This window comes from Williamsia sp. CHRR-6 (assembly GCF_018474015.1).
GTDB lineage: Bacteria > Actinomycetota > Actinomycetes > Mycobacteriales > Mycobacteriaceae > Williamsia_A.
Genome location: NZ_JAHCSG010000001.1, coordinates 538,480 through 564,331 on the forward strand (window position 1 = coordinate 538,480; position 25,852 = coordinate 564,331).

Below are 25,852 nucleotides of genomic sequence, written 5' to 3' on the forward strand. Positions count from 1 at the left end.
CAGAGCGCGCGTCGGAGGTCGACAAGCCGGGGCTCAGGGCAGGATGGGGTGATGAGCGCGATGTCGGTGACCACGTTCGGACCGCCCGACGCCCCAACGGTGCTGGCCCTGCACGGGCTGACCGGGCACGGCAAACGGTGGGCTGCGTTGGCGCAGCGTCACCTGCCCGATCTACGGATCGTGGCACCCGACCTGCTTGGCCACGCATATTCGTCGTGGGCGGCACCCTGGCGGATCGAGGACCAGGTGGCCGCCATCGTCGAGGTCCTCGACCGGCACACCGACGGCCCTGTGGTGGTGGTCGGACACTCCTACGGCGGCGCGCTGGCGGTCCACCTGTCGCGCGCGGTGGGTGACCGAGTACCGGGGCTGGTGCTGCTCGATCCGGCGATCGGACTCGATGGCGCCCGGATGGCCGAGGTGGCGGCGGCCAACATCGACACCTTCTACCTGCGCGATGCCAACGATGCCTTCGACCGCAAGCGGTCCGAAGCGTGGTGGGAGGTCCCCGAGGAGCAGCTACGCACCGAGATCGCCGATCATCTGACCACCGACGCCGCCGGTCGGGTCTGCTGGCGTATCCATCTCGGCGCGGTCACCACGTCCTGGAGTGAGCTGGCCCGACCGTTCGTCACCCCCGATCCCGGTGCGGTGGTGCGGATCGTGGTGGCCGACAAGGTTCAACCGCCCTACGCCACACCCCAGTTCATCGATGCGGTGATCGCGGGCGCGCCGGACCGGGTGCAGGTGCACCACGAGGATTGCGACCACATGGTGCCGCAGTCGCGCCCCGAACTCACCGCGCAGATGATCCGCGAGGTGGTGTCGCTACTCTCCCCGTGAGCGAATTTGGAGGGCCGGCCCTCCGAACTCGCGCACGGGTGAAGCGGTGGACCAGCAGGTCGACGATGGCTGGGTCGGCGCCGATCGGTTCGGTGACCGCATCGGCGCCCACCTGTGCCAGCCGAGTGTGAAACAGTCCGGGCGCCAACAGATATGCCGCGATGACCACCCGACGGGCGCCGTTGATGCGCGCGGCGGCCACCGCGCAGGGCACCCGCGGTGAAGCCGAGGTGATGAACGCGGTGTCCACCGGGGAATCGGTGAGCAACGCCAATTGCGCTGCGGCCGTGCGCACATCGTCACACGCCGAAGGGTCCGAGGAGCCCGCCGCCGCCAAGATCACCGCATCCCCAGGCTGCCAACCGGCCGCCACCAACCGCTCGCGCAGCACCGACGCGATCACCGGATCGGGCCCCAGGCTGTCGGTGACCGTCACCTCGGTATGACCGCTGGCGGCAATGTTGTTCGGGATGTCTTGTCGCACATGATATCCGGCAGCGAGGAAGGCCGGCACCACGATCGCGGGCCCGGCGGTCTCGCGCAACACCTGCTCTGGACTGGGCCCCAGCACGTCTACGAACGCCACCCGCAGCGGGCCGATCTGTGTCGCCACCAGGTCGGCCAGCGCGTGGACGGTGTCCACACCGGTCTGCGAGCGAGTGCCGTGCGCCACCAGGATCGGGGTGCCGGGCACGGCACACCGATGGTCAGTCATTCTCGCGCATCCTCGTATTCGAGATCGACCGCGATGCGGTAGCCGCGTTTGACGACGGTTTGGATGATCGTGGGGTCGCCGAGCGCGGTCCGCAGGCGAGCCATCGCGGTCTCCACGGCATGGGTGTCGTCTCCTCCGCCCGGTAACTCCGCCAACAACGCCTGCCGACCGACCACCCGGCCGGGCACCCGGGACAGTCCCTTGAGCAACGCCAGGCTCGCCGCGGTCAGCGTGCGCACCTCGCCGTCGACCACCACGGTACGGCTCAGGATGGCCATGTCGTGTCCGGCCACCCGCAACATCTGGGTGCGACGCGGCAACTCGTCGGCGATCAACCGGGCCAGCGCCCCGAGCCGGAACCGCATCGGTTGCACGGTGGGAACCGCCAGGGCGTGCAACGGACCCGCGGTCACCGCACCCACGCACAGCACCGTCACCGACGTGCGCAGTGCGTGGAGCAGGTCCTCCAGGCGTCCGCTGGTGCGCGCCCGATCCAGCATCGAGGCCACCGCGGGCGCGCTGGTGAAGGTGATGGCGTCGATCTCAGAACAGATTGCGGCCGAGATCATCTGGTCCATCGGCGTGGTGTCGGCGGGCGGGATCCAGCGGTACACCGGGATGGGCACCACCTGCGCACCCGCGGCGCGCAACACCTCACACAGATCCGGCAGTGGTTCCCACTCGGTGGTCGCGCCGTGCAGCTGTACCCCGATCCGCACCCCCTCGACGCCTTCGGTCAGCAGGTGATCGAGCACCTCGCTGGAGGACTCGTTGGGCGGAGACCATTGTTCGTGCAGACCGGCAGCTCGAATCGCGCCCTTGGCCTTGGGACCGCGCGCCAGCAACGCCGACTTCGCCAACGCTTCGAGGAGATCTTCGGCCAGGCCCCACCCGTCGGCGGCCTCCATCCAGCCCCGGAAACCGATCCCGGTGGTGGCCACCACGACCGCGGGCGGATCGGCGATGATCTCGCCGGTCACGCGCTGCAACTCGGCGTCGTCGGCCAGGGGGATGATGCGGATGGCCGGAGCGTGCAGCACCGCAGCGCCTCGTCGGGTCAGCAGCGCCTCGAACTCGTCGGCGCGACGCGCCGCGGTGATCCCGATGGTATATCCGGCCAGGGGTAGATCGGTGCCGACCGAAGGCGCCGCACCGGCGCCGGCGCTCATCGGTGCGACTCGTCACCGGCTATCTCGACCACCCCGTCGATCAGCCGCACCGCGAAGGTGCCCAGCTGAGCGCGGTCATCGTCGAGGCACACCCCGGTGCGCAGCGAGAAGACCTGCTTGAGCAGCGGTGATGCCACCACAGGTTCACCCGCGCGGTCACCGACCAGGCCGCGTGAGATGACTGCGGCCGGCCCGAACGGGTCGATGTTGCCCACGGCATAGAGGGTGTCGTCGGGCATCCGGAACAGCGCCGCCTGCGCGAAGCCGGGTAACAGCACAGCCACTCCCCGACCGGGGATGAGTTCCGACAGCGGGCAGGCCGGCGTCCACTGCGTCGCGGTCTGGCTGCTTGCCTGGTCGATGACGGTCATGGGATCTCCTCGGTTGCACGATCGCGGGGGCGCGATGACCGACGGATTCGCCCGCCGGCCGGTGTTCGGTGGGACCGCACACATTGTTCAACTGCCATGTGAAGTCAACGTTTCGGTTGTGTGGTGCGCGGTAACGCCGCTGCTCACGCCGCGATCACGACCAGCCCGTGGGGCTGATGTCATCGGGGATCCACACGGCCGGGGATCACGTGACCGGAACTGTGGGCATCGACAACATCACCGGCGCCATCCGTTCTCGCGACTCGTCGAACGCGATGGTCGGATCCGGGTGCTCGGGTGCGTTGACAAACGAGACGAACCGTTTGAGTTTCTCCTCGTCGTCGAGCACGGCAGCCCATTCGTCGCGATAGCCGGCCACATGCCGGTCCATCGCCGCCTCCAGTTCCTCGACGATGTGCAGGCTGTCCTCGCAGATCACCTCGCGCAGATGCTCCAGCCCGCCGGGCAACGACTCCAGCCACGGCGCGGTGCGTTGCAGCCGGTCGGCGGTGCGGACGTAGAACATCAGGTAACGGTCGATGTAAGCGATCAGGGTGGCGTCATCGAGGCCGGTGGCCAGCAACACCGCGTGCACGGGTCGTTGTCCACCGTTGCCGCCGACGTAGAGGTTCCAGCCCGCTTCGGTGGCGATCACGCCGACGTCCTTGCCACGCGCCTCAGCACATTCGCGCGCGCACCCCGACACCCCGAACTTGATCTTGTGCGGCGAACGCAGGCCGCGATAACGCTTTTCCAACCGCACAGCCATGCCCACCGCGTCCTGCACCCCGTAGCGACACCAGGTGCTGCCCACACAACTCTTGACCGTGCGCAGGCTCTTGCCGTACGCCTGGCCCGACTCCATGCCCGCCTCGACCAGACGTCGCCAGATCAGCGGCAGCTGCTCCACGCGGGCACCGAACATGTCGATGCGTTGGCCGCCGGTGATCTTGGTGTAGAGCCCGAAGTCCTTGGCCACCTGGCCGATGACGATCAGCTGATCCGGTGTCACCTCGCCACCCGGCATCCGGGGCACCACCGAATACGAGCCGTTGCGTTGCAGATTGGCCAGGAAGTGGTCGTTGGTGTCTTGCAGTGCGGCCTGCTCACCGTCGAGGATGTGATCGCTGGAGGTGGACGCCAGGATGGACGCGACGGTGGGTTTACAGATGTCACAACCGGTTCCGGTACCACACCGTGCGATGAGCCCAGAAAACGTACGGATTCCGGTGGCCGCGATGATCTCGAACAACTCTGCCCGCGACTGCGAAAAGTGCTCACACAGCGCCTTGCTGAGCGTGATGCCCGATTCGGCGAGCAGCGTCTTGACGCTGGGAAGACATCCGCCACAGGTGGTTCCGGCCCCGGTCACGTCTTTGAGCGCGGCGATCTCGCAGGCACCGGCCGCGATCGCCGAACAGATCGACCCCTTGGACACGGCGTTGCACGAGCAGATCTCCGCCTCGTCCGGCAAACACGCCAATCCACCTGCGGCCGAACCCGATCCGACCGGGGCGATCAGCTCACCCGGATCACCGGTGAGCGGCGACCCGACCATCGGCTTGAGCAGCGCGTAGGCGTCGGCGTTGCCGACGAGGATGCCGCCGAGCAACGTTCGGGCGTCATCGGAGACCACGACCTTGGCGTAGGTGCCGGCCACCGGATCGCTGTAAACCACCTCCAGCGCACCGGGGGTGGCGGCCATCGCGTCCCCGAAACTGGCCACGTCCACGCCGAGCAATTTGAGCTTGGTGGACATGTCTGCGCCGGGGAACACACTGTCACCGGCCAACAGTCGGTCGGCGACCACCTCGGCGGTGTGGTAGCCGGGGGCCACCAACCCGTAGCACCGGCCCTCGACCGCGGCCACCTCTCCGATGGCGTACACGCGCGGATCGGTGGTCTGACAACCGGCATCGACCAGCACACCGCCGCGTTCACCGACCGCCAGTCCCGCATCGCGAGCCAGCGCATCACGCGGCCGAACTCCAGCCGAGAACACGAGAAGTCCTGCGGTGATGGTGGATTCATCACTGAGGGTGACGCGCAGGCCCGCATCGATCGACTCGATCGCGGTGGTGGAGACACCGGTGTGCACGGTGAGCCCGAGGTCGGTGACGAGATTCTTCAACAGGGCGCCGCCGCCCTCGTCGACCTGTAGTGGCATCAGTCGCGGCGCGAACTCCACCACGTGCGGGGTGAGGCCGAGCAGCGCGAGGGCGTTGGCTGCCTCCAATCCCAGCAACCCACCACCGACCACCACACCCACCGTGCCGGTGGGCAGCGCCCGGGCCGCCGCACCAATCCTGTCGAGGTCATCGAGCGTGCGGTAGACGAAGCAGCCCGGGGTGTCGTGCCCGGGCACCGGCGGCACGAACGGATACGAGCCGGTGGCCAACACCGCCGCGTCGTAGCCGATCTCGTCGCCGTCGGCGGTGACGACGCACGCGCGGTCCCGATCGATATGCGCAGCAACCACCCCCAGCCGCAGATCGACGCGGGTATCGCCGGGGTAGTCGTTGCCCGCCAACGCCAACGCGGTGCGATCCGGGTTGCTCACGTATGACGACAGCGCGACGCGGTCGTAGGCGGCGTCGGCCTCCTCACCGAGCACCACGATCTGCCATTGATCGGTGGTGTCTCGCGCCCGCAGCGCAGTGACGAACCTATGTCCGACCATTCCGTGGCCGATCACCACGACTGTCTTGTTGCCCACGATGTCTCCTGGTCCGGTCGCGCTTGAGGATGGTTGACGTCGGTGATCAGACGGTGGCCGCAGCCGGAACCGACGACGGTTGCGCAGCAACGGCATTCGCGGCTTTCTCACCGCGGGCGTAGAACCACCAGGTGACCACCGCGGCCAGCACATAGAAAGCGAGGAAGACCCAGAAGGCGGTGGTGGCCGACTTGTCGGCCTTGTAGCTGGCACGCAGCACCAGGTTGATGGCCACGCCGCCCAGACCCCCGAAGGCGCCTGCGATACCGATCAACGCCCCCGACATCGAGCGGGACCACGTGCTGCGACCGAGCGCGCTGAGCCCGACGTTGGCCTGCGCCTTGGCCTCGAACACCGCCGGGATGATCTTGTACACCGATCCGTTGGCAACCCCGGAGATTCCGAACAGCAGGATGAAGCCGACGATGAAGCCCAGCAGCTGACTGTCACCGATCCGGTGGCCGTTGGAGTCTGCCGACATGCCGGCGACCACCAGGATCGACGACGCGGCAACCATGGCCACGAAAGCGTACGTGGTGACCCGTCCGCCGCCTACGCGGTCGGCCAGCTTGCCGCCGATGGGGCGGGCCAACGAGCCCAGAAGCGGTCCGATCCAGGCGATCTGAGCCGCAGCCAGGGCCGGCTTGGCGGCACCGGCGGAGGTGTAGCTGATGTTGAGCACCTGGCTGAACGCGAAACCGAAACCGATGAACGAGCCGAAGGTTCCGACATAGAGCAGCGAGATCAGCCACGTGTCGCGATGCTTGAGGCACTCGATCATCGCCCGACCGCTGGAGGTCTGGTGATCGAGGTTGTCCATGAACAGTGCCGCCCCGATGCCGGCCAGCACCAGCAGGACCAGGTAGACGGCGCACACGATCTCGGGACGATCGGAGGCGACCGCAATCACACCGAGACCGACCAGTTGCACCGCAGGGACGCCGATGTTGCCGCCGCCTGCGTTGAGGCCCAGCGCCCACCCCTTGAGCCGCTGTGGGTAGAAGGCGTTGATGTTGGTCATCGAGGATGCGAAGTTGCCGCCGCCCAGTCCGGTCAGGGCGGCCACAGCGAGGAACCAGCCGAAGCCGAACTCACCGGGGTTGAGCATCAACATCATCGTCAGCCCGGTGGGGATGAGCAGCACGACGGCGGAGAAGATGGCCCAGTTGCGCCCGCCGAAGCGGGCAGTGGCCTGGGTGTAGGGGATGCGCAGGCAGGCGCCCACGAATGTGGCGGTGGCGGCGATGACGAACTTCTGGTCGATGGTGATGCCGTACTGCGGTCCCATGAACAGGGCCAGCACCGAGAACAGCGACCACACCGAGAACCCGACGTGCTCGCAGATCACCGACCAGATGAGGTTGCGCTTGGCGATCGCGGCGTTGCCGTTGTCCCAGGCGTCCCGATCTTCGGGATCCCAGTCGGTGATGTGGTGTTTGCGGTGGCTCTGCGTTGTCGTCACGATCGAGTCCTCTCAGGGCCGACGGGGCTCGGGGCCACATCGGGGTGCGTATCACCCACGGGATCGTCGGTGGATGGGCAAACCATAGGAATCGGTTGTTTCCGCAGCTTGTCGCGGCGTGACCGTCGAATCACAGTGTTCTCACCTGCACTGCCAGCGCCCGGTGAGATCGCAGTTGCCCGGCTTGTGGGTATCTGCTCGCCCGGCCCTCTACAGTCAGCGCGAGGGAATGGGTCATGATGACCACGACGATGATCGATCGCTGATCGAACGTTTGACTGCGTGAGGAGTTCTGGATGTCTCGAGCCAGCAGGCGCGCCACCGCGCTGGGAACCATCGTCATGGCTGCGGCAGCCACGTTCCTGGCCACGCCGACCGCATCGGCGGCGCCGCTGCCCCGCAACTGCACGCAGGCGCTGTTCCAGAAGAGCATCCGCTGCGTCTACACCTTCACCGGGACACCACAGCGGTTCGTGGTCCCCGCCGGCCTGCGCAGCCTGCTGGTCACCGCGGTGGGCGCGGGCGGCGCGCGGCCACCGGGGGCGAAGGTCGAACCGACCCGCGCCAACCTGATCTCGGCCTACATCCCTGCACGCGCCGGTCAGACGCTATGGGTGTTCGTCGGCGGAGCCGGGCAGCCCGGTCGACCCGGGCGAGGTGGCTACAACGGTGGCGCCACCGGCTACCCCAGCGGCGGGGGCGGCAGCAGCGACGTGCGCACCAACCCGGTCGACCCCCGCAGCACCGCATCCCTGGCCACACGCCTGATCGTGGCGGCCGGGGCGGGTGGCACCGCGATCACCCGTGGCGGTGACGGCGGGCGTGGCGCCGACAACAACTTCGTGCGCTCTGGTGGCGGCCCGGCGGGATTCGTGCGGGGCGGCACCGCCGACGGCGACGCCCAGCAGGGCTTCTTCGGTGCCGGTGGCGCCGGATCACCGACCACCGGCGGTGGCGGTGGTGGCGGCGGGTTCTTCGGCGGCGCAGGCGGATACCTCGGCGGCGGGGGCGGCGGCGGGTCGAACCTGCCGACCACCATCCCACCGAAGATCACCTCGAAGGGCGCCAGCGTCACGTTCATCTTCGACGGACGGTGCAACATCATCTGTCTGGGCTGAACCAGTCCGGGTTGAACCGGTCTGGGCTGGATCGGGCTGAATCGGTCTGGGCTGACCAGACCCCGGAAAACGGTCCCGGATCAGTCGATGAGGCCGGCGCGGACTGCGTGCACGGCTGCGTCCACGCGGTTGGCCGACCCGAATTTGGTGTAGATGCTCTGTAGGTGGGCTTTGACGGTGGTCTCCCCCAGATGCAGGGCACGCGCGATGACCGCGGTCGCCTGCCCACGCGCAACCTCGGCCAACACCTCGCGTTCGCGTGTGGTCAATGCGTTCACCAACGTCGCGCTCCGCGCGTCTGCTGCGGCCTTGGTCGGCGATTGCACCGCGACCAGCATCCGTAGGCATTGCTCGCTGAACACCGTGGTGCCTGCGGCCACCGCTGTCACGGCCAGCGCGAAGGTGTGGGGCGGCTCCACCTTTCGCAAGAAGCTATGCGCTCCGGCCCGGATGGCGTCGGCAACCAGGCCATCGACGTCGAGTGCGGTCATCGCGATCACCCGGGGCGGATCGGGGCGGTTCAACACCGCGGTGATGGCCGCGACGCCGCCGACCCGCTTCATCACCAGGTCGACCAACAGCACGTGCGGGCGATGGCGGTCCACGGCGTCGAGCACCTGATCGCCGTCGTCGACGCACGCCACCACCGTCAGATCGCCGGCCGCTTCGAGGATGGCGGTGAGGCCGCGGTGGACGAACGGATCGTCGTCGGCGATGAGCACCGAAAATCGTTCGGCTCGACGGGGCTCGACCACCGCGGTGTCACTTGTCATCATCGCCTTGTCCTCGGTTGTTCGGTCAGCTGTGCCACGGCAGCCAACTTCGGACCACGAATTCGTCAGGGGCGGCGACTACCTCGAGTGTGCCGCCGATCTCGGCGACGGTGCGCCCCAGACCCGACAGACCGGTTCGGGTGCCGTGCTCGGCGCCGACCACTGCGGCGGCCAAACGGTTGCGCACCTCGACGCGTAGCCCGTCGTCGGGTCCACCGTGCACGCTGACCATGAGCGGTGCGCCCGCGGCGTGGCGTTGCGCATTGGTCAACGACTCCCGCACGATCCGATAGGCGGTGGCACCGGCCAACGGTCCCAACGGATCCGGTGCGAGGTCGGTGTGCAGAGCGATCCGCCCGCCGACCGCCCGCGCGGACGCCACCAGGTCAGCGATCCCGTCCAACGACTGCCGGCGACCGCCACCGGACGCCTCACTGCCGTCCCGCAACACCCCGATGATCTGGCGCAGTTCCATCAGTCCGTCGTGGGCGGTGCTGTGGATCAGTGATGCCATGTTGGCGACCTCTTCGCGACTCGAGTTCGCACCCACCTGTAACCCACCGGCCAGCAACGCGATTCGGCTCAGCGTGGCGGCCAGGGTGTCATGCATCTCGCGCGCGATGCGGTCTCGCTCGGCAGCCACGATCAGCTCGGCCGCCACCACCTGGGCCTGCGCCTGCTGGGCGTCGAGCGCCGAAGCCGCCACCCCCAGCGCCGACCGATCCCGCCGAAGCACCGCCGCACCCACCACCACCGTCACCAGCACAATCGCGACAACCCACGGAATCCACAGCGGCAGTGGCCAGTTCGGAACATCCGACCCCACTTGGTGGCGCACTCCGAGGGTGAGCACCGAGTAGTCGCGTCGGCGCAGTGCGTCGTAGGTGAGGGAGACACCGCACGCCACCACCACCGGCAGCGCCGCGAGGAGCAATCGCCGACCGCGCACCGTCGACCCGAGGGCGTACAGCGCGATGAGTGCTGCGGTGGCATCGGTGGCGAAGAACAGCGGACCCGCGAGGGCGCAGCCCCACACCACCCACGGCGCGTGGTGTCGCCAGACGAGTGCGATTGCGGCGATCGCGTTGAGCAGCAACCCCAGGCCGTAGTTCCAGGCCGGGGTGCCCGCGGTGGCGGCGAGTCCCAGTGTCATCAAGGACAGGAACAGCGCAAAACACACCACGGTGACCGACCACGCGGCCCGCCGGACGGCGATGCCGCGGCGTGTGGTGGTGATCAGAGCTGTGGTCATCGGCTCACGGTAGCCAGTGGTTCTGACATATCGGACGAGTGCGCGACGGCCGCGGCGCGACACCGACCGAAGGGAGGAGTCGACTGCGACCGAGTGGAGGAGGCGCGAGCCCATGCGGTCACGGTGTGCTCGCAGTCATTGCCCATCGAAAGGTCCTGCCCGGATGACAGTTCCCCCGCCCCCGTCCGCCCCGCCCCCGCCGACGCCTCCCCCGCCGCCTTATGGCGGCGGTTCGCCGTATCCGCCTCCGCCGCCCAAGAAGAACTTCTTCGTGCGCCACAAGGTGTTCACCGGGTTCCTCGCCGCGATCGCGCTGATCGTCGTGATCTCGGTGGCGGCCGGTGGCGGCTCATCGAAGAAGGACGACACCACTGCCGCCCCCTCCACGGCAGCGGCGGCACCCGCCGCATCAGCTGCCGGCGGTCAGACCGACAAGCCCGCGCCCACCACGAAGGCCAAACCTGCCCGGCCTGGGCTGGGCCAGCCGGCGCGAGATGGCAAGTTCGAGTTCATCGTGCGTGGCGTGCGCGACGGTGGCACCACCATCGGGCCCGACTTCATGGCGGAGACCGCACAGGGTCGCTTCCAGATCTTGGAGGTAACGGTGCGCAATGTGGGCAAAGAATCCAAAGCGCTCGATGTCACGTCGCAGAAGCTGTTGGGCAACAACGGTTCCGAGTACTCAGCGGATACCTCAGCCAGCATCAGTCAGGGCGACAAGGCGATCCTCTACGAACCCATCAACCCGGGCAACACTCTGGAAGCCAGCATCATCTACGACCTTCCCGTCGGGGTGGTGCCGACGGCGGTGGAACTGCACGATTCGATATTCTCCGGCGGCGTGACGGTGAACCTGAAGTAGCCGGCTCCGACGTCCGCCAGAAGTGACAACGCCCCACTCCGCGGTGGGGCGTTGTCGTGCGTGCACGTCAAGGTCAGATCGAGGCGGTCACAGGATGAGCCGCACCACGTCGACCACATGGGACAGCCCCACCAACGCTCCCGCCGACGACCGGGGATGCAGTGCGTGAACCGCGAGCCGGAAAATCAACGCGCGCAGCATCATCTGAGGCCATTCGGGAAGATCGGACCAGCGTTCCACGAGGTCCTCGTCGGCGCCGCCCCAGGCCAACGCGTCGACCACCACCACTGCTGCCGCCCACGGCGCCGGCCGCCAGTAGGGCACGATGTCGGTGATCCCGGGAGCGGCGGCACCGGCGAACAGGACTGTCCCGAACAGGTCGCCGTGCACCAGTTGCGGCTTGGCTTGTACTGGCTTGCGCAGGGTGGCAAGGGTTTTGAGCATTTCGATGCTCTTCGCACCGTCGGGCGAGGTCGGTTCGGCGAAGCCCGCGCCGCGGGCCGAGCGCATGGGCACGTCTTCCCAGGCCGCACGATCGGCGGCGTTGAACACATCCACGTCGGTGAACGGCGGCGCGGGTGGCTGGGTGAGGAAGCGTGGGCGTTCAAGGTCTGCAGTGGCCTGGTGTAGCCGGTTGGCCAGCGACACCACCTCGTCGTGTCGCGGTTCGGGTGACCCGGCGATATAGGTGTCGGCCCGCCATCCGGAGACGACGTAGCGGCCGTCGGTGCCGCGCAAGGGCCGAGCCACCCGCAGGCCGTCGACGTAGAGGTCCTCGCGGATCTTTGCCGACCACGCGGCGCGCGGATGATCTGGCACCAGCGACAACACCACTTCGCCGATGCGCCACCCGCCCTCCCATTCCCGGGTCAGCGCGATGGGCGCCGGGCCGGTGAGACCGAACGCCTTGACGACGTGGTCGGGTGGTTCGGGCGCGTTCACAGCGCTGAGATTACCGAGCAGCGCGCCTGAACTGCGGGAGGCGCGAGGGTCACTCCCGGGCCCCCTGCAGGCCGATTGGTCGTACTTGCGGGCTTTCGGTATGTTGTCCGAGTTTATTAGGGTTGCGAAGCTTCGAAGTACCTGTTAATTTCAGCCGTCCGTACAAGCAACAAGGAAAATTTCTTGAATCTGATCCGAAGCGGGCCATCGCATTACTCTCCGATCACTGAAAAGTACACCGCGTGGAGCACAGCACGGATGAACGCTCTGCCCAAAACAGACCCGGCTCTCAACTCCTGCGACGAATACCCATTCGCTTCAACCGTCGAGGGTGGTGCGTCGGCATCTATCGCCTGGGTACCGCTTGCTGAACAGGTACGAGTTGACGGAGATGATATCGATGTAGCTCAGGGGACGCTTCTCTCGACTTTCTATCGAGAAAACCGTGTCATCGAGGGCGACAAGTTCTTCGTTCAGCCATGAGTACCGTTTCAGTTGATGTCTACGGGTCGCTGATGCCAAATGATTGGACATTCGAGCTGACGCCTTTTGGGCCGGACTCTCCAGGCTATCTTATAGGGTCTGGACCGTATCGTGTCGGAATCAACTGCGTGTGTTCGCCGGTCCTGTGCGGGGTCAGTGAGCAACTCCTGAGCTTCACCGCAATGAGTGATCTCCGGTATGTAGGTGTTCGGTCGCAGTTGCATGACAGTGCGCCCACGCTTGAAATAGAGAACTGGGATGATTCCGGTGAAGTCTCGATAACCTATGACTTCGCCGCGACATTCGGTTTTCAAGAGTTCGCGGGACCCGCCGAGTATGTGGACGGTGTGCTGAAGACGTTTCAGGTCCCACCCGGCACATACCGTGTCCGCGTCTATTCCCGCGGCCGCGGCGAGGTGAGCAGGGATATCCCAGAGGTTCCCGACCAACCCCGCACACCCGACACCCACGTCGAGCAATTCCTCATCCAACTCTGGCCCGACACGACAATCCGACCACCGGAAACCTTCAAGTCACTCAACCAGACGTGACCAACCGAGCAGGTGGACACCCGACCCTTCCGGGTTCAGTACACCGGCAGCGAGGTGTCCACCTGTTTGGCCCAGGCCACTATCCCACCCTGCAGATGCGCTGCATCAGCAAAACCGGCACGTTTGACCGCCGCCAGCGCCTCAGCCGATCGGATGCCGGTCTTGCAGTACAGGACCGGGGTGCGGTCATGCGGGATCTTGGCAAGCGCCTCACCCGATTCGAACTCGCCCTTGGGGATCAATGTGGCACCGTCGATGTGGACGATGTCCCACTCCACCGGCTCGCGCACGTCGATCAATGCGATGGCGTCACCGGCATCGATCTTCTCCTTCAGTTCGATCGCGGTGAGCGTGGAATCGCCTGCGGCAGCGGCCGCTTCGTCGGACACCACGCCGCAGAATACCTCGTAGTCGATGAGTTCGGTGATCGGCTGGGCCTGCGGATCCTTGCGGATGCGGATGGTGCGGTAGTCCATGTCCAGTGCGTCGTAGACCATCAACCGACCCAGCAGCGTCTCCCCCACACCGGTGATCAACTTGATGGCCTCGGTTCCCATGATCGATCCGATGGAGGCGCACAGGATCCCCAACACGCCACCCTCGGCGCACGAGGGCACCATGCCTGGGGGCGGGGCCTGCGGGTAGAGGTCGCGGTAGTTCAACCCGCGACCGTCGGGAGCGTCTTCCCAGAACACCGACGCCTGCCCCTCGAACCGGTAGATCGAGCCCCACACATACGGCTTGTGTGCCAACACCGCAGCATCGTTGACGAGGTAGCGGGTGGCGAAGTTGTCGGTACCGTCCACGATCAGGTCGTAGCGGGAGAACAACTCGATCGCGTTCTCGGGCTCCAACCGGACCTTGTGCAGTTCGACCTTGACCAGTGGATTGATCTCGGCGATCGAGTCGCGGGCGCTGTCAGCCTTGGACCGCCCGATATCGGACTGGCCGTGGATCACCTGCCGCTGCAGATTCGACTCGTCCACCTCATCGAACTCAACGATCCCGATGGTGCCCACCCCGGCGGCGGCAAGGTAGAGCAAGGTAGGCGAACCCAGACCACCGGCACCGATCACCAGCACCCGGGCGTTCTTGATCCGCTTCTGCCCCTCCATGCCGATGTCGGGGATGATCAGATGCCTGCTGTAGCGCGCCACCTCGTCCCGGGTGAGTTCCGCGGCGGGTTCGACAATCGGTGGCAGCGCACTCATCAAGTCCTCCAAGACGACGTTTCGCTCCGCGACGATCAGCGGCGGAGGCTACCCGAGTCAACGGCTCAGCACGGCCCACCATTCCGACATGACGGGCGCGCCCAGCCGGTGGACGCTCACGCGGCGCCGCGCGGCCCCACGCCGCGTCACCAGAGTGGATCCGCTCAGGGATAGGGCCACGGGTTGACCCGACAAACCAGGGTCGGGTCACCCTTGGCGTCGGGGTCGAGCGCCTGGATGTCACGGTTGGCCACCCCGAAGCTCTGCTGCATCATGATCGGCGCCAGCCCACCCTGCTGCGCGCACGGCTCATGCTTCTCGTAGCCGATGGCGTGGCCCACCTCGTGGTTGATCTGGTACTGCCGGTACGACAGGTCATCACCTTGGAACGACACCGCACCCCGCACCCACCGGGCCTCGTTGAGCACCACGCGGGTGTTGGGTGGGTAGTAGCACGACGACTCCAATTTGATCTGGTAGCCGCACAGTTCGCGCGTGGTACCCGACGACGTCAGCGAGATGGTGAAATCGGGTGTGCCGGTGTCGATCCGCCGAAACGACACCGCGCCCCGCCCAATCCAGCTCTTGGGGCTGGCCAGGGTGGCGTCGACGAGTTTGGCGAAAGTCTGGTCTCCGCCGTAGTTCTCGGGTATTAGGCCGTTCTCCACCTCGACGGTGTAGCGGTAGACCTTCTGGGCCGTCCCCACCACCGGCGTGGTTCCCGGGACCACCCGAAAGGTTTTGGCGCCATTGGTCGAGAACGCTCCACCGGCCGGCAGTTGCCCGGCCGGCAGCACCACCGCGTTGGCGGCTCCGGCGGGGGCACCGACGGCGGTGGTGATCTTGTTGACATCGGTGTTGCGCGCCCCGAGATCCTGGACCACCCCGGTCGAGGACGACGACGGGTCGGGCGAACCGCGTTCGCGCACCGTGGCGATGACCAGCAGGACGGTGAGAACCAGCAGCACCGGGATGGCGTAGGCACGCCATCCGTAGGTGCCGATGAACCGACCGACCGCGCTGCGTTTCTTGCGTTCTGGCCGGGGGCCCCGGGGCCGCCGCGGCACCACCGAGGTGGGATCCCAGTGCGCACGCAACGGCTGGTCGTCGGCGGGGCGGGGTCGACGGGGGCGCGGGCTCTCGGTGGCCGGATCTGCGCCCGATGCGGCCGGCGGACCGGCGGACTGGGCGGCGATCGGCTGCGACTGCGGTCCCGACGGTGGGCGCTGACGCGGCGACTCCGGCACTCCTGGACGTGACCGAGGGTCTGGCGGGTAGCCGTCAGGCGGGTTCATCGGACGCTGCCCGGACATACCGGGTCCGCGGGGTCCGCCGCCTGCGGTGCTCACCGACTCACCTTCTCACAACCGACACGCCCAAACGTGGACGCACACGCCCGTCACCACCAGCTCGGTGATCGATGTCGCGCCCCGGATCGGCCGTCTCGGTCCAGAATTGACGATCCGTGATCGCCGATGACGGATCCCGGCGAGTCAGGTGGCGGATGCGGCGTGCGTTTCGACGTGGCGCGCGATCTCGCGCGCGGTCTCCACCGGGATCTCCATCTGACAGACATGTCCGACCGCACCGAACATGACCAGCCGCGACCCGACGATAGCCCGCACCAGGCGTGGAGCGATGGCCGAGCTGACCAGTTTGTCCCGACCACCCCACATGACCAGGGTGGGAACCGAGATCGTCGCCGCCCGGCGCCAGTGATCCCGGCCCGACATCCACAACCAACTGGCCACCAACTCGGTGAGGCTGCCCGACAACGCCGCTGGAGCCCACGGCATGTCGGCGCGGGCCACCGCGTGCTCGACCGCCTGCTCGATTCGGGTGGGACCCAGGACCTGGGGACGTTCCATGATCTCGTTGAGCGTCTGGGCGACCTGAGCGCGTGCGTGCACCCGACCCAAGTAGCCGAACACCGCAGGCCCCACCCGCGGCACGGCGGCAAGAGTGAGCGGGATGAACGAGAGCCGCTTGAGGCGTGGCCGCAAGTCGGGGAACGCCGGGGAGATCAACGTCAGGGTGGTCACCAGATCGGGTCGCTGCGCAGCCACCCGGGCCGCGACCGCACCGCCCAGCGAGTTGCCGACCAGGTGCACCCCGCCAGCGGAATCAGACTGTGCAACAAGGTGTTCCAGGACCGCGATGACCGCATCGGTCATGGTCGTCAGCGAATAGCTGCCGTCGACAGGCGGGTCGGAGAAGCCGAACCCGGGCAGGTCCATCACGTGACCGTCGAGCACCGGCGAGAGCACCTGCGCCAGATCGGTCCAGTTCAGCGACGAACCACCGAGCCCGTGCACGTACAGCGCTCGACCGGTCGACACCTGCCCCCCGGGCGCTGCGGCGCGGGCCGCGGATCGCTCCCGGGCGCGTAGGTGGCGGACGAACACCCGGAACCGGCCGACGACGATGTGCTCACCCGGCCACAGGTCGGTGCTGCGATCCAACGGCGCCAACTGATCGCGCACCGCCGATCCACCCGAGCCCACCGTCGCCTCGGCCGCCTCGGACTCGTCCACCGACGCCCCCTCTGTCATCGACACCTGTCCAGCATGCCCGAACCCGCGACACCGCTGCGAGTAGTGTCGTCGCCATGCCCGGGGCCGCCGATCGTCTGTCCACCGATTCGACGAACCGTCGCAACACCCGGATGCCGCGCAGCGCACGCCGTGTTCAACTCCTCGACGCCGCCAGCGAGATCTTCGTCGAGCGTGGCTACCATTCGGCGGGCATGGACGAGATCGCCGTACACGCAGGTGTGAGCAAACCCGTCCTCTACCAACACTTCCCGGGCAAGTTGGATCTTTATCTGGCGGTGTTGGAATCACATGCCGAACAGTTGGTGACCGGGGTGCGCAAGGCGCTGGAGACCACCACCGACAACCGTCGACGGGTGCACGCCGCCGTCAACGCGTTCTTCGACTTCATCGACCAGGACCACCAGGGTTACCGGCTGATCTTCGAGTCCGACGCCCTGGACCCTGCGGCGTTACGTCGGGTGGAAGGGGCCACCGAAGCCTGTGTGGACGCGGTGTACGGGCTGGTCATGCACGATTCCGGGCTCGATCCGCACCGGTCGCGGATGCTGGCGGCCGGGTTGGTGGGAGCCAGTCAGACCAACGCCCGATACTGGCTCGACGCCAAACGCCCCATCAGCAAGCAGGACGCGGTGAACACCACGGTGGCGCTGCTGTGGGGCGGTCTCTCACATGTGCCACTGACCACCTCGACCGGCGAGGCCGAGCCCCCGAACTGACGGCGACGCTCAGCCGGCGCCGAAGCCGACCTTCGGGCGTTCGGAGGTGCCCACCTCGACGTAGGCGATCTTGGTGACCGGGACGAGGAAACGTGCGCCCTTCTCATCGGTCAGGCGCAGCAACGATTCCCCTCCGGCCAACGCGGTCTCGACCAGGGCGTGCACCGCGTCGCTGCTCTGATCGGTCTGCACCACCAGTTCACGGGGGCTGTCGGTGATCCCGATCTTCACGTCAACCGTCACGGTGGTCCTCCTGGGTTCGGCGCTGGGCGCGAGTGGCGATGTGTGTCATCGAACGCCCTACGCGCGCCGATGCCTCTGGGACAAGGCTAGTGGAGGGCGACCACGACCGGTCGCCCGCTCCGCTGAGGGCGGATCTGACACGGCTTGAGCGCCCGAGCTCTTCCCAGGCGGGTCTCACCACAGGCCGAACTCATCCCAGGCCGAGGTCGGCCATGCGCGCGGCGTGTCGCTCCTGGATGGACTCGAAGAAATCTGAGACCCGCGTGAGGTCGGCGGCCTGCGCGAACAATAGGTCGGTCAGCTCCTCCTCGGCAGCCAGGACGTGCTGGGCCTGGGTGATCGCCTCGCCGAGCAGTCGGCGACCCCACAGGGTCAGCGGCGACCGGACCGCCGGATCGGCGGCAACCGCGGCGCGCACCTCGGTGCGCGCAAAGTCCGAATGCTGGGTCTCCGACATCACCTGACGGACGATCTGCTCGGCCTCGACCGGCAGCGTGCCCGCGATCTCGAGGTAGAAGTCGGCGGCCAGGCCGTCCCCGATGTAGGCCTTGACCATCGATTCCAGCCAGGTGCTGGGCGTGGTCGAGCCGTGGTAGCGATCCAGGACCGGGGCGAAGGTGGCCACGGTGTCGGTCACGTCGCGACCGCGACGTACCAGTTCTCCGGCCAGCAGGTCGAAGTGGTTCATCTCGGCGCCGGCCATCTGCGCCAGCGCCACCCGGCCCCGGATGTCAGGCGCCATGGCCGCCTCGCCGGCCAGCCGGTAGAACGCGGCGAGCTCACCGGCCGCGAGCACACCGAACAGTGCCGTGATCCCCGGGTGATCGGCCGGCAACGATGACGCGACGGGGCCGACGGACGACGAATCGGGGCTCGACATGGGCCTGATGGTACCGGCGCCGGTCACACCCGTGATCCACCGAATGCGGCATCTGCGCCACTGCGCACGTACGATTGCGCGGGTACGGGCAATGCCGTCGGCCTCCGGCCGCCAAGCGTCCGCCCTACACCCGCAATTGTGCGCGCACTTGTTGCCCGATCTCGAGCCGCGAATCACCTTCCGGCTCCCGCCCCCGGTCTCCCGGCCGGTGCAGCGGTTGGTAGAGCCCGTCGTGCGTGCTCGCCACATCGGAAGGCACCACCATCAGTACCGACAACTCCACTCTTGACAGCACCACCCCCGAACCGACAGGTCCCGAACCGACCGGCTCCGAGCAGACCAGCACATTGACGACCAGCACATTGACGACCAGCACGGACGAACCGTTGACCACGGTCCTCGACCCCGACACCCACGTCGCCCCGACGTTCGCCGAGCTCGGTGTCAGCCCGCAGATCGTGGCCGCACTGACCGAGAACGGTAAGACCCACACCTTCGCCATCCAGGAGCTGACCCTTCCGCTGGCCATCGCCGGCGACGACCTGATCGGTCAGGCGCGTACCGGGATGGGGAAGACCTTTGGCTTCGGAATCCCGCTGCTGCACCGCATCTCCCAGGTCGCGGTCGGCTCCGACGGACCACTGCGCCCACTGGACGGGACCCCCCGCGCACTGATCATCGTGCCCACCCGCGAACTGTGCCTGCAGGTGACCGGCGACCTGCAGATGGCCGCCGCCCAGGTCGATGTGGATCCCGCCCCCAAACCCAAGCGCAAACTGTCGATCACCGCGATCTACGGCGGCCGCCCGTACGAGTCACAGATCGCCGAGCTGCAGGCGGGCGTCGACGTGGTCGTGGGCACCCCAGGCCGTCTGTTGGATCTGGCCAACCAGGGCCACCTGATCCTGGGCAAGGTGCAGATCCTGGTCCTCGACGAGGCCGACGAGATGCTGGACCTGGGCTTTCTGCCCGACATCGAGCGCATCATGCGGGCCCTGCCCGAGCAGCGGCAGACGATGCTGTTCTCGGCCACCATGCCCGGTCCGATCGTGACGCTGGCGCGTACGTTCATGACCAAGCCGACCCACATCCGGGCCGAGCACGCTCACGATTCGGCGGTGCACGACCGCACCAAGCAATACGCGTACCGCGCGCACGCGCTGGACAAGGCCGAGTTGGTGGCGCGGGTGCTGCAGGCGGAGGGCCGCGGCGCCACCATGATCTTCACCCGGACTAAGCGGACTGCACAGAAGGTGGCCGACGACCTCGCCGAACGTGGCTTCAAGGTGGGCGCGGTGCATGGCGACCTGGGCCAGGTGGCACGCGAGAAGGCACTGGGCCGATTCCGCGACGGCACCATCGACGTCATCGTGGCCACCGACGTGGCCGCGCGCGGCATCGACATCGACGACGTCACCCACGTCATCAACTACCAGTGCCCCGAGGACGAGAAGGCCTACGTCCATCGCATCGGCCGCACCGGTCGGGCCGGACGCACCGGCATCGCGGTCACCCTGGTCGACTGGGATGAGCTGCACAAGTGGGAACTCATCGACAAAGCGCTGAGCCTGGGCATGCCTGAGCCGGCGGAGACGTACTCCAGTTCTGAGCATCTGCGTGCCGATCTCGGGATCCCCGACACCGCCACCGGCCGGTTGGCCACCGCGCGGCCGACCAGCGACGCCGAGGGGTCGTCGCGGTCGGCCGGCGGCACGCGGGAACCCCGCGAACGTCGTGCCCCGCGCAGTGATCGTCAGCGTCGGCGCACCCGTGGCGCCCGCAGTAGTGGCGCCGATTCGACCCCGGATTCAACTGCGCCGGTGTCGGTCTCGCGGCCGGAGAGCCAAACGTCGGCCTCCACGGCCGACGATGTCGATGCGACCGAGGACGGCGGCGCCGGTACTCGGCCGCGTCGCCGACGTCGCCGCCGGGGCTCGGGGTCGGCCGCAGCCGGCCAGCAGGATTCGGCCGCTCAGTCAGCGCCTGCGAGTTCCACCGGCGAGTGAACGGCGGCGCCGACGTCGAGGTGCCCTCCTCGACGACCGATCGACGTCCCATCCGACCGGAGCGTCGGACGCGGGGCGACCTGATCGCCGTCGGGGTGATCATCGCCATCATCGTCGTGGTGGGCGCTTCCATCGTCTACGTCAGCCCCACCCGACGGACCGTCAGTCAGGCCAGTGGCGTCGCGCTGCCTGCGGTGGCCGAAGTCGCTGAGACACCGACCGGGTTTGTCAACGGATGGCAGGCCGACTCGGCGAACACCGCAGCACCGGTGGTGACCGCCAGCACCGTGGTGACCGGCGACGACGGCGCGGTGCGCGGGCACGACCCGGTCACTGGAGCCGTCCGCTGGTCCTATCGCCGCGATCGTGCACTGTGCGGGGTTGTCGCTGCGTTCAACTCGCTGCCGCGGGTGGTCGCGGTCTACCGGAACTCGCGGGGGTGCAGCGAGACGACTGCGTTGGCGGCCGACAGCGGCCGCCGAGCGTCGGCGCGCAGTAGCGACGCCGACGCCCGCGTCACCCTCTCGGCCGGATCGAACTTCGTCGTCTCTCAGGGTGCCACCCGCTTGGAGTCCTGGGGTTCGTCGCTGGTGCGCGGGGTGGAGTACGGGCGCGTCTCGGCCCCCGTGCAGCCCGGCAGGCAACCCCGCTCGGGATGCGAACTGCTCTCCAGCGCAACGGGTTCCGATCAGATCGCGGTGATCGAGCGGTGCGGCGACGAGCCAGGCTACCGGCTGACGATCTTCGCGGCCAACCAGGACAAGGACGAGAAGGTGGCCCAGTCGGGGTCACGGATCATCACCAGCGGCACCACCGCCCCACCGCCTCGGGTCATCGCCGTCGGTTCGGCCGGCGCGGCGGTGTACGCGGGAACCCAGGGGGCGGTGAACGATACCGCCGGCCCCCGGGTCGAGGTGTACGGCCCTGATGCCGCACTGGTCAGTCGACACGACGTGTTCGGCACACCCGCGCCACCAGCGGACTCCTACCCCACCAGTCCAGATCCCAACCGTCCCGACACCGGGTTGTCGTTCTTCACTGGCAAAGCCACCGTGATCCTGGATCAGACGACGTTGGTGCCGCGGTTCCAGGTGCCTGACACCGTCGGTCCGGCCACCCCGATGGGGGCCGATCTGTTGGTGCCCACGATGGCTGGGATCGATGTCCTCGATCGATCCACCGGCCGCCGAAACCGGTCGATCCCGGTGTCGCGCACCGACTATCGCGGCGGCACCATCGCATTGGCCGCGATCGGCAACACCGTGGTGCAACTGTGGGGCGGACGGGTGCACATGCTGATCGGCACGTCGTCGAGGTGACGGGAGGGGTCAGACAGCGGTCTCGAGGACACTGAGTTTCTTGCCGCCGTCCCAGTGCTGCCACAGGTTGTCGGCCAGTTCCCGGTAGGCCACCGAGCCCTTGTTCTTGCGGCCGGTCATCACGGTGGCGCCCGACGCCGAGGCCTCGGCAAAGCGCACCGTACGTGGGATGGGCGGGCTGAGAACCGGCATGTCGTAGCGATCGGAGACATCAGCCAACACGTCGCGACTGTGGGTGGTGCGCGCGTCGTAGAGCGTGGGGATGACGCCGAGCAGTCGCAGACCCGGGTTGGTGATCTGCTGCACCTCGGTGACCGTGCGTAGCAGCTGACCCACACCGCGGTGGGCCAGCGTCTCGCACTGCAGCGGCACCACCACCTCGTCGGCGGCGGTCAGGCCGTTGAGGGTCAGCACACCCAGTGAGGGCGGACAGTCGATGATGATCACGTCGTAGTCCTGTGCCACCTGCGCCAGCGCTCGCTTGAGGGCGTACTCGCGGCCGGGCCGCATCAGCAGCAGCGCCTCGGCCCCGGCGAGGTCGATGGTGGCGGGAAGCAGCGTGACACCGTCCTCGGTGGAGACGAGAGCATCGACTATGTCGACCTCCCCGAGCAGCACCTCGTGCACCGAGACCGTCAGGTGGTCGGGGTCGTGGCCGAGCGAGAAGGTCAGGCAGCCCTGCGGGTCGAGGTCGACGACGAGCACCGACAGATCCATGGCGGCCAGAGCCGCCCCGATGGATGCGACGGTGGTGGTCTTGGCGACCCCACCCTTCTGGTTGGCGACGGCGAGGGTTTTGCTCATCGCAGGCGGCTTCTCGGTCCGGTCAGGTGCATGCGTGGACTCCTCGTCGGCCGAAGTGGTCGTAGGCCCCTGAGGATAGGCGTCGATACGGCACCATGGATTCAGTGGGCGACAGAATGCACCGACTGATACTCATCCGACACGGCGAGACCGAATGGTCGCGAACCGGACGGCACACCGGCTCGACTGACATCGATCTCACCGACGAGGGCGTGGCGCAGGCTCGCAGCCTTGCCGGGCCCGTCGGCGAGCTCGCGCTGGTGCGCCCGCGGGTGTTCACCTCTCCGCGGGTACGTGCGCGACGGACCGCAGAGTTGGCAGGGCTCACCGTGGACGCGGTGGACGAGCGATTGTGCGAATGGGATTACGGCCGCTACGAGGGGGTGACGTCGCGGCAGATCCACTCCGACGATCCCGGGTGGAACGTGTTCACCCACGGCGCGCCTGATGGCGAGTCACCGCAGCAGATGAGTGCCCGGGTGGACGCGGTGATCGCGACGGTTCGGTCGCTGATGACCGAGGGCGATGTGGTGTTGGTGTCGCATGGCCACTTCTCGCGGGCGGTGCTGGCCCGGTGGACCGACAGCCCGATCACCTTCGGCCAGCACTTCGCAATGCTGCCGGCATCGATGGCGGTGTTGGGCATGGACCGCGGGACATCGCAGGTGATGACGCTGGGACGGACGGGCTACGCCAGCGACTCGTATGTCGACGGGCCCGCACAGGTGTGACGGCCGCCCGGTCTGACCCGCCGGCTCAGCGGCGTCGTTTGGGCTTCTGGGCAGTCGAGGAGGGCGTGCTGGGGTCGGACACCTCGGGTGGCGCGGCGTCGGGGGCGTACTCGGCGGCCAACCAACGCACCGACGACGGGGAGAACAGCAGTGCCAACGCCGCCAGGGCAACCAGCAACAGTGGAACGCCATAGCCGGGCTGACCGGAGTCGACGATCAATGCGTAGGAGACCGGCAGCAGCAAGATCTCGGCCACCACCGCGATGGCTCGTCCCCAGCGGCGGCCGGTGATCAGCGCGATGCCCCCTGCGAGCACTCCGCCACCGAGGATGGCAAACCAGGCGGCGGTGCCGTAGCTGCTGATGAAGGCCTCTCCGGCCCCTTCGAATCCACGGATCACCAGGACCAGCGCGATCACGATGGCCGCGGCACCCTGCACGGCAACGATGGCACCGGCGCGGCGGATCGACTTCGGCGGGCGACGATCAGGGCTGGTCTCGGTCACATGCTCAAGGGTAGTTCGCGATGTGCACGTTGCCTCGCGTCTGAGTCGGCCATCACCGCACCGACGTGCATGGTCGTGGGTGCGGGGGCGCATCTCACCCGTCGGCGTGCCCGTGAGCGTGCGGGCACTAGGCTCGGGTGTCGTGCGCGCCCTGCTGATCACCAACCCGTTCGCGACGTCGACCACCGACGCCGGGCGCGACGCGCTGGCGCAGACCCTGGCAAGCCGAGTCGATCTCACCGTGGAGCTGACCACCCATCGGGGTCATGCTGGTGAACTGGCGGCGGCGGCTCGGGTCGGCGGCACCGACCTGGTCATCGTGCACGGGGGCGACGGGACGGTGAACGAGGCGGTCAACGGCCTGCTCGACGGGCCGGGTCAACCAGAGACCGGGCGTTCTACGCCGACGCTCGCCGTGGTGCCCGGGGGTAGCGCGAACGTGTTCGCCCGATCGTTGGGCATCCATCCTGACCCGTTGCAGGCCACCGGCCAGCTGGTGAATCTGATCACCGACGGCGCCCGGCGCCGGGTCAGCCTCGGTCACGCCGACGGGCGATGGTTCCTGTTCAACGCCGGTATGGGCGTGGACGCCGAGGTGGTGCACGCGGTGGAGCGTCAACGCGTGTCGGGCAAGCCGGCCAGTGATGCCCGCTACGTGTGGACGACCATCCGGCAGTTCATCGCCTCGGCGAAACGCCCCGCGACCTTGACGGTTGCCATCCCCGGGCAGGAGCCGGTCACCGGTGTCCATTTCGTCTTCGTCAGCAACTCCAACCCGTGGACTTTCATCGGTGAGCGTCCGGTGCTGACCAATCCGGGAACCACCTTCGACTCGGGACTGGGCGTGTTCGCGTCACGGTCGATGGCGTTCCTGCGCAATCTGCCGTTGGCCGCGCAACTGCTGACCAATCGCACCCCCACAGCCCGTCACCTGTTCACCGACGATGATGTGGAGTCGGTGCGGGTGGTGGCCGACGAGCCGATCGACATGCAGATGGACGGCGACTTCATCGGACCGCGGTCGGATGTGGCCTTCGCGTACTGCGCCGATCGCCTCGAGGTGGTGGCACCCGCACCGCAGGCCTAGCTGGCCGGGCGGGCCGCTGCTGGACAGACACCCGGGAAAGCGTCACACGGATATCACGAGCGCCAAACGTCTGACTGTAGTAGAACGGTCGTTGGCCGTCGTCACAGGCCCCCCACTCGGGGAGTGACTTTGCCCACGTGTTATCGGAACTCCATTGACTTGTCATGGATTCGTGAAAGCATTCACAAGCAACAGTGCGGAAACATTCGAGCCGCACGGGTTAACCGAAGGTAACGATTCGCGCATCGGTGCGCGCATAGAAGGAGCAGGAATGGACTGGCGTCACAAGGCAATCTGTCGCGATGAGGATCCGGAGCTGTTCTTCCCCGTGGGAACCAGCGGTCCGGCCATCGCGCAGATAGCCGATGCGAAGCTCGTCTGCAACCGCTGCCCGGTCACCGCAGACTGCCTGTCATGGGCGTTGGAGTCGGGTCAGGACGCAGGCGTGTGGGGCGGCATGAGCGAGGACGAGCGTCGCGCACTCAAGCGCCGTAACGCGCGCAACCGCACTCGCAGCACCACTGTCTGACGTCACCCG

The 25,852-nt window shown here is 67.5% G+C and carries 27 protein-coding genes; 11 read left to right on the forward strand and 16 right to left on the reverse strand.

Annotated features, from left to right (window positions below):
- Positions 1 to 51: 51 nt before the first annotated feature.
- Positions 52 to 843, forward strand: coding sequence for an alpha/beta fold hydrolase (locus tag KIK15_RS02520; protein ID WP_214242557.1), 792 nt, complete (start codon positions 52 to 54; stop codon positions 841 to 843).
- Here the strand turns inward: KIK15_RS02520 and KIK15_RS02525 are convergent.
- The 5 genes from KIK15_RS02525 to KIK15_RS02545 all read right to left on the reverse strand — a co-directional run bounded on the left by KIK15_RS02525 (position 797) and on the right by KIK15_RS02545 (position 7,276).
- Complete coding sequence (locus KIK15_RS02525) at positions 797 to 1,558, reverse strand: sirohydrochlorin chelatase (RefSeq protein WP_214242558.1); 762 nt, start codon at positions 1,556 to 1,558, stop codon at positions 797 to 799. The two genes, KIK15_RS02520 and KIK15_RS02525, sit on opposite strands and share 47 nt — an antisense overlap.
- Positions 1,555 to 2,727, reverse strand: coding sequence for a uroporphyrinogen-III synthase (locus KIK15_RS02530; protein ID WP_214242559.1), 1,173 nt, complete (start codon positions 2,725 to 2,727; stop codon positions 1,555 to 1,557). Before KIK15_RS02530 ends, KIK15_RS02525 begins: the two co-directional genes overlap by 4 nt.
- Positions 2,724 to 3,098: a nitrite reductase small subunit NirD gene (gene nirD, locus KIK15_RS02535; protein ID WP_214242560.1), complete on the reverse strand. Its 375-nt coding sequence runs from the start codon at positions 3,096 to 3,098 to the stop codon at positions 2,724 to 2,726. Before nirD ends, KIK15_RS02530 begins: the two co-directional genes overlap by 4 nt.
- A gap of 205 nt (positions 3,099 to 3,303) precedes the next feature.
- Complete coding sequence (nirB, locus tag KIK15_RS02540) at positions 3,304 to 5,814, reverse strand: nitrite reductase large subunit NirB (RefSeq protein ID WP_374222802.1); 2,511 nt, start codon at positions 5,812 to 5,814, stop codon at positions 3,304 to 3,306.
- Positions 5,815 to 5,860: 46 nt separating this feature from the next.
- Entirely contained in the window at positions 5,861 to 7,276 is a 1,416-nt protein-coding gene (locus KIK15_RS02545) for a NarK/NasA family nitrate transporter (RefSeq protein WP_214242562.1), read from the reverse strand.
- A gap of 296 nt (positions 7,277 to 7,572) precedes the next feature.
- On the opposite strand from KIK15_RS02545, the gene KIK15_RS02550 reads away from it, so the two are divergent.
- A complete protein-coding gene (locus KIK15_RS02550; RefSeq protein WP_214242563.1) occupies positions 7,573 to 8,394 on the forward strand; it encodes a glycine-rich protein in 822 nt (273 codons plus the stop codon).
- An 80-nt stretch (positions 8,395 to 8,474) separates the two neighbouring features.
- Here KIK15_RS02550 and KIK15_RS02555 read toward each other — a convergent pair whose 3' ends face one another.
- Positions 8,475 to 9,167 (reverse strand): response regulator transcription factor, encoded by a 693-nt coding sequence (locus KIK15_RS02555; protein WP_214242564.1) that lies wholly within the window; start codon positions 9,165 to 9,167, stop codon positions 8,475 to 8,477.
- A 25-nt stretch (positions 9,168 to 9,192) separates the two neighbouring features.
- Entirely contained in the window at positions 9,193 to 10,419 is a 1,227-nt protein-coding gene (locus KIK15_RS02560; protein WP_214242565.1) for a sensor histidine kinase, read from the reverse strand.
- Positions 10,420 to 10,582: 163 nt separating this feature from the next.
- Here KIK15_RS02560 and KIK15_RS02565 point away from each other — a divergent pair, with 163 nt between their 5' ends.
- A complete protein-coding gene (locus KIK15_RS02565) occupies positions 10,583 to 11,281 on the forward strand; it encodes a DUF4352 domain-containing protein (RefSeq protein ID WP_214242566.1) in 699 nt (232 codons plus the stop codon).
- A gap of 87 nt (positions 11,282 to 11,368) precedes the next feature.
- On the opposite strand, the gene KIK15_RS02570 is transcribed toward KIK15_RS02565, so the two are convergent.
- Entirely contained in the window at positions 11,369 to 12,223 is an 855-nt protein-coding gene (locus tag KIK15_RS02570; RefSeq protein WP_214242567.1) for a TIGR02569 family protein, read from the reverse strand.
- A gap of 258 nt (positions 12,224 to 12,481) precedes the next feature.
- Between KIK15_RS02570 and KIK15_RS02575 the strand changes: the two genes are divergently transcribed.
- Positions 12,482 to 12,706 carry a NucA/NucB deoxyribonuclease domain-containing protein gene (locus KIK15_RS02575; protein WP_214242568.1) on the forward strand — a complete coding sequence of 75 codons (225 nt, stop codon included), beginning with the start codon at positions 12,482 to 12,484 and terminating at the stop codon, positions 12,704 to 12,706.
- Positions 12,703 to 13,257, forward strand: a complete 555-nt coding sequence (locus KIK15_RS02580) for a hypothetical protein (protein ID WP_214242569.1) — start codon at positions 12,703 to 12,705, stop codon at positions 13,255 to 13,257. Before KIK15_RS02575 ends, KIK15_RS02580 begins: the two co-directional genes overlap by 4 nt.
- Before the next feature lie 35 nt (positions 13,258 to 13,292).
- On the opposite strand, the gene moeZ is transcribed toward KIK15_RS02580, so the two are convergent.
- The 3 genes from moeZ to KIK15_RS02595 form a co-directional block, all read right to left on the reverse strand.
- Positions 13,293 to 14,468 carry an adenylyltransferase/sulfurtransferase MoeZ gene (moeZ, locus tag KIK15_RS02585; RefSeq protein WP_214242570.1) on the reverse strand — a complete coding sequence of 392 codons (1,176 nt, stop codon included), beginning with the start codon at positions 14,466 to 14,468 and terminating at the stop codon, positions 13,293 to 13,295.
- Between the two features lie 164 nt (positions 14,469 to 14,632).
- On the reverse strand, positions 14,633 to 15,817 hold the full coding sequence (locus tag KIK15_RS02590; RefSeq protein WP_307851704.1) for a DUF3152 domain-containing protein: 1,185 nt from the start codon (positions 15,815 to 15,817) through the stop codon (positions 14,633 to 14,635).
- Positions 15,818 to 15,961: 144 nt separating this feature from the next.
- Positions 15,962 to 17,020 (reverse strand): alpha/beta fold hydrolase, encoded by a 1,059-nt coding sequence (locus tag KIK15_RS02595; protein ID WP_214243220.1) that lies wholly within the window; start codon positions 17,018 to 17,020, stop codon positions 15,962 to 15,964.
- 56 nt (positions 17,021 to 17,076) lie between these two features.
- Between KIK15_RS02595 and KIK15_RS02600 the strand changes: the two genes are divergently transcribed.
- Entirely contained in the window at positions 17,077 to 17,739 is a 663-nt protein-coding gene (locus KIK15_RS02600) for a TetR/AcrR family transcriptional regulator (RefSeq protein ID WP_250323905.1), read from the forward strand.
- A 9-nt stretch (positions 17,740 to 17,748) separates the two neighbouring features.
- On the opposite strand, the gene KIK15_RS02605 is transcribed toward KIK15_RS02600, so the two are convergent.
- The 3 genes from KIK15_RS02605 to KIK15_RS02615 all read right to left on the reverse strand — a co-directional run bounded on the left by KIK15_RS02605 (position 17,749) and on the right by KIK15_RS02615 (position 19,256).
- On the reverse strand, positions 17,749 to 17,982 hold the full coding sequence (locus KIK15_RS02605) for a DUF3107 domain-containing protein (RefSeq protein WP_214242571.1): 234 nt from the start codon (positions 17,980 to 17,982) through the stop codon (positions 17,749 to 17,751).
- Positions 17,983 to 18,172: 190 nt separating this feature from the next.
- Positions 18,173 to 18,862: a ferritin-like fold-containing protein gene (locus tag KIK15_RS02610; RefSeq protein ID WP_214242572.1), complete on the reverse strand. Its 690-nt coding sequence runs from the start codon at positions 18,860 to 18,862 to the stop codon at positions 18,173 to 18,175.
- 124 nt (positions 18,863 to 18,986) lie between these two features.
- A complete protein-coding gene (locus KIK15_RS02615) occupies positions 18,987 to 19,256 on the reverse strand; it encodes a hypothetical protein (protein WP_214243291.1) in 270 nt (89 codons plus the stop codon).
- Here KIK15_RS02615 and KIK15_RS02620 point away from each other — a divergent pair.
- Both KIK15_RS02620 and KIK15_RS02625 read left to right on the forward strand, forming a co-directional pair.
- Positions 19,249 to 20,868, forward strand: a complete 1,620-nt coding sequence (locus KIK15_RS02620) for a DEAD/DEAH box helicase (RefSeq protein WP_250323906.1) — start codon at positions 19,249 to 19,251, stop codon at positions 20,866 to 20,868. The two genes, KIK15_RS02615 and KIK15_RS02620, sit on opposite strands and share 8 nt — an antisense overlap.
- Positions 20,865 to 22,187: a hypothetical protein gene (locus tag KIK15_RS02625; RefSeq protein ID WP_307851705.1), complete on the forward strand. Its 1,323-nt coding sequence runs from the start codon at positions 20,865 to 20,867 to the stop codon at positions 22,185 to 22,187. Before KIK15_RS02620 ends, KIK15_RS02625 begins: the two co-directional genes overlap by 4 nt.
- A gap of 9 nt (positions 22,188 to 22,196) precedes the next feature.
- On the opposite strand, the gene KIK15_RS02630 is transcribed toward KIK15_RS02625, so the two are convergent.
- Entirely contained in the window at positions 22,197 to 22,991 is a 795-nt protein-coding gene (locus KIK15_RS02630; protein WP_214242573.1) for a ParA family protein, read from the reverse strand.
- 104 nt (positions 22,992 to 23,095) lie between these two features.
- Here KIK15_RS02630 and KIK15_RS02635 point away from each other — a divergent pair, with 104 nt between their 5' ends.
- Entirely contained in the window at positions 23,096 to 23,722 is a 627-nt protein-coding gene (locus tag KIK15_RS02635) for an acid phosphatase (RefSeq protein ID WP_214242574.1), read from the forward strand.
- Between the two features lie 25 nt (positions 23,723 to 23,747).
- Here KIK15_RS02635 and KIK15_RS02640 read toward each other — a convergent pair whose 3' ends face one another.
- Complete coding sequence (locus KIK15_RS02640) at positions 23,748 to 24,227, reverse strand: hypothetical protein (RefSeq protein WP_214242575.1); 480 nt, start codon at positions 24,225 to 24,227, stop codon at positions 23,748 to 23,750.
- 142 nt (positions 24,228 to 24,369) lie between these two features.
- Between KIK15_RS02640 and KIK15_RS02645 the strand changes: the two genes are divergently transcribed.
- Together KIK15_RS02645 and KIK15_RS02650 are read left to right on the forward strand one after the other, a co-directional pair.
- Positions 24,370 to 25,314 carry a diacylglycerol kinase family protein gene (locus KIK15_RS02645; protein WP_307851706.1) on the forward strand — a complete coding sequence of 315 codons (945 nt, stop codon included), beginning with the start codon at positions 24,370 to 24,372 and terminating at the stop codon, positions 25,312 to 25,314.
- 271 nt (positions 25,315 to 25,585) lie between these two features.
- Positions 25,586 to 25,843, forward strand: coding sequence for a WhiB family transcriptional regulator (locus KIK15_RS02650; RefSeq protein WP_214242577.1), 258 nt, complete (start codon positions 25,586 to 25,588; stop codon positions 25,841 to 25,843).
- Positions 25,844 to 25,852: the final 9 nt, after the last annotated feature.

Coding starts and splice junctions, on each gene's coding strand:
- KIK15_RS02560 (WP_214242565.1), bottom strand. CDS start 10,419: ATGACCACAGCTCTGATCACCACCACACGCCGCGGCATCGCCGTCCGG.
- KIK15_RS02575 (WP_214242568.1), top strand. CDS start 12,482: ATGAACGCTCTGCCCAAAACAGACCCGGCTCTCAACTCCTGCGACGAA.
- KIK15_RS02580 (WP_214242569.1), top strand. CDS start 12,703: ATGAGTACCGTTTCAGTTGATGTCTACGGGTCGCTGATGCCAAATGAT.
- KIK15_RS02610 (WP_214242572.1), bottom strand. CDS start 18,862: ATGTCGAGCCCCGATTCGTCGTCCGTCGGCCCCGTCGCGTCATCGTTG.
- KIK15_RS02630 (WP_214242573.1), bottom strand. CDS start 22,991: ATGAGCAAAACCCTCGCCGTCGCCAACCAGAAGGGTGGGGTCGCCAAG.
- nirD (WP_214242560.1), bottom strand. CDS start 3,098: ATGACCGTCATCGACCAGGCAAGCAGCCAGACCGCGACGCAGTGGACG.
- KIK15_RS02530 (WP_214242559.1), bottom strand. CDS start 2,727: ATGAGCGCCGGCGCCGGTGCGGCGCCTTCGGTCGGCACCGATCTACCC.
- KIK15_RS02565 (WP_214242566.1), top strand. CDS start 10,583: ATGACAGTTCCCCCGCCCCCGTCCGCCCCGCCCCCGCCGACGCCTCCC.
- KIK15_RS02650 (WP_214242577.1), top strand. CDS start 25,586: ATGGACTGGCGTCACAAGGCAATCTGTCGCGATGAGGATCCGGAGCTG.
- KIK15_RS02555 (WP_214242564.1), bottom strand. CDS start 9,167: ATGACAAGTGACACCGCGGTGGTCGAGCCCCGTCGAGCCGAACGATTT.
- KIK15_RS02520 (WP_214242557.1), top strand. CDS start 52: ATGAGCGCGATGTCGGTGACCACGTTCGGACCGCCCGACGCCCCAACG.
- moeZ (WP_214242570.1), bottom strand. CDS start 14,468: ATGAGTGCGCTGCCACCGATTGTCGAACCCGCCGCGGAACTCACCCGG.
- KIK15_RS02595 (WP_214243220.1), bottom strand. CDS start 17,020: ATGACAGAGGGGGCGTCGGTGGACGAGTCCGAGGCGGCCGAGGCGACG.
- KIK15_RS02600 (WP_250323905.1), top strand. CDS start 17,077: ATGCCCGGGGCCGCCGATCGTCTGTCCACCGATTCGACGAACCGTCGC.
- KIK15_RS02525 (WP_214242558.1), bottom strand. CDS start 1,558: ATGACTGACCATCGGTGTGCCGTGCCCGGCACCCCGATCCTGGTGGCG.
- KIK15_RS02550 (WP_214242563.1), top strand. CDS start 7,573: ATGTCTCGAGCCAGCAGGCGCGCCACCGCGCTGGGAACCATCGTCATG.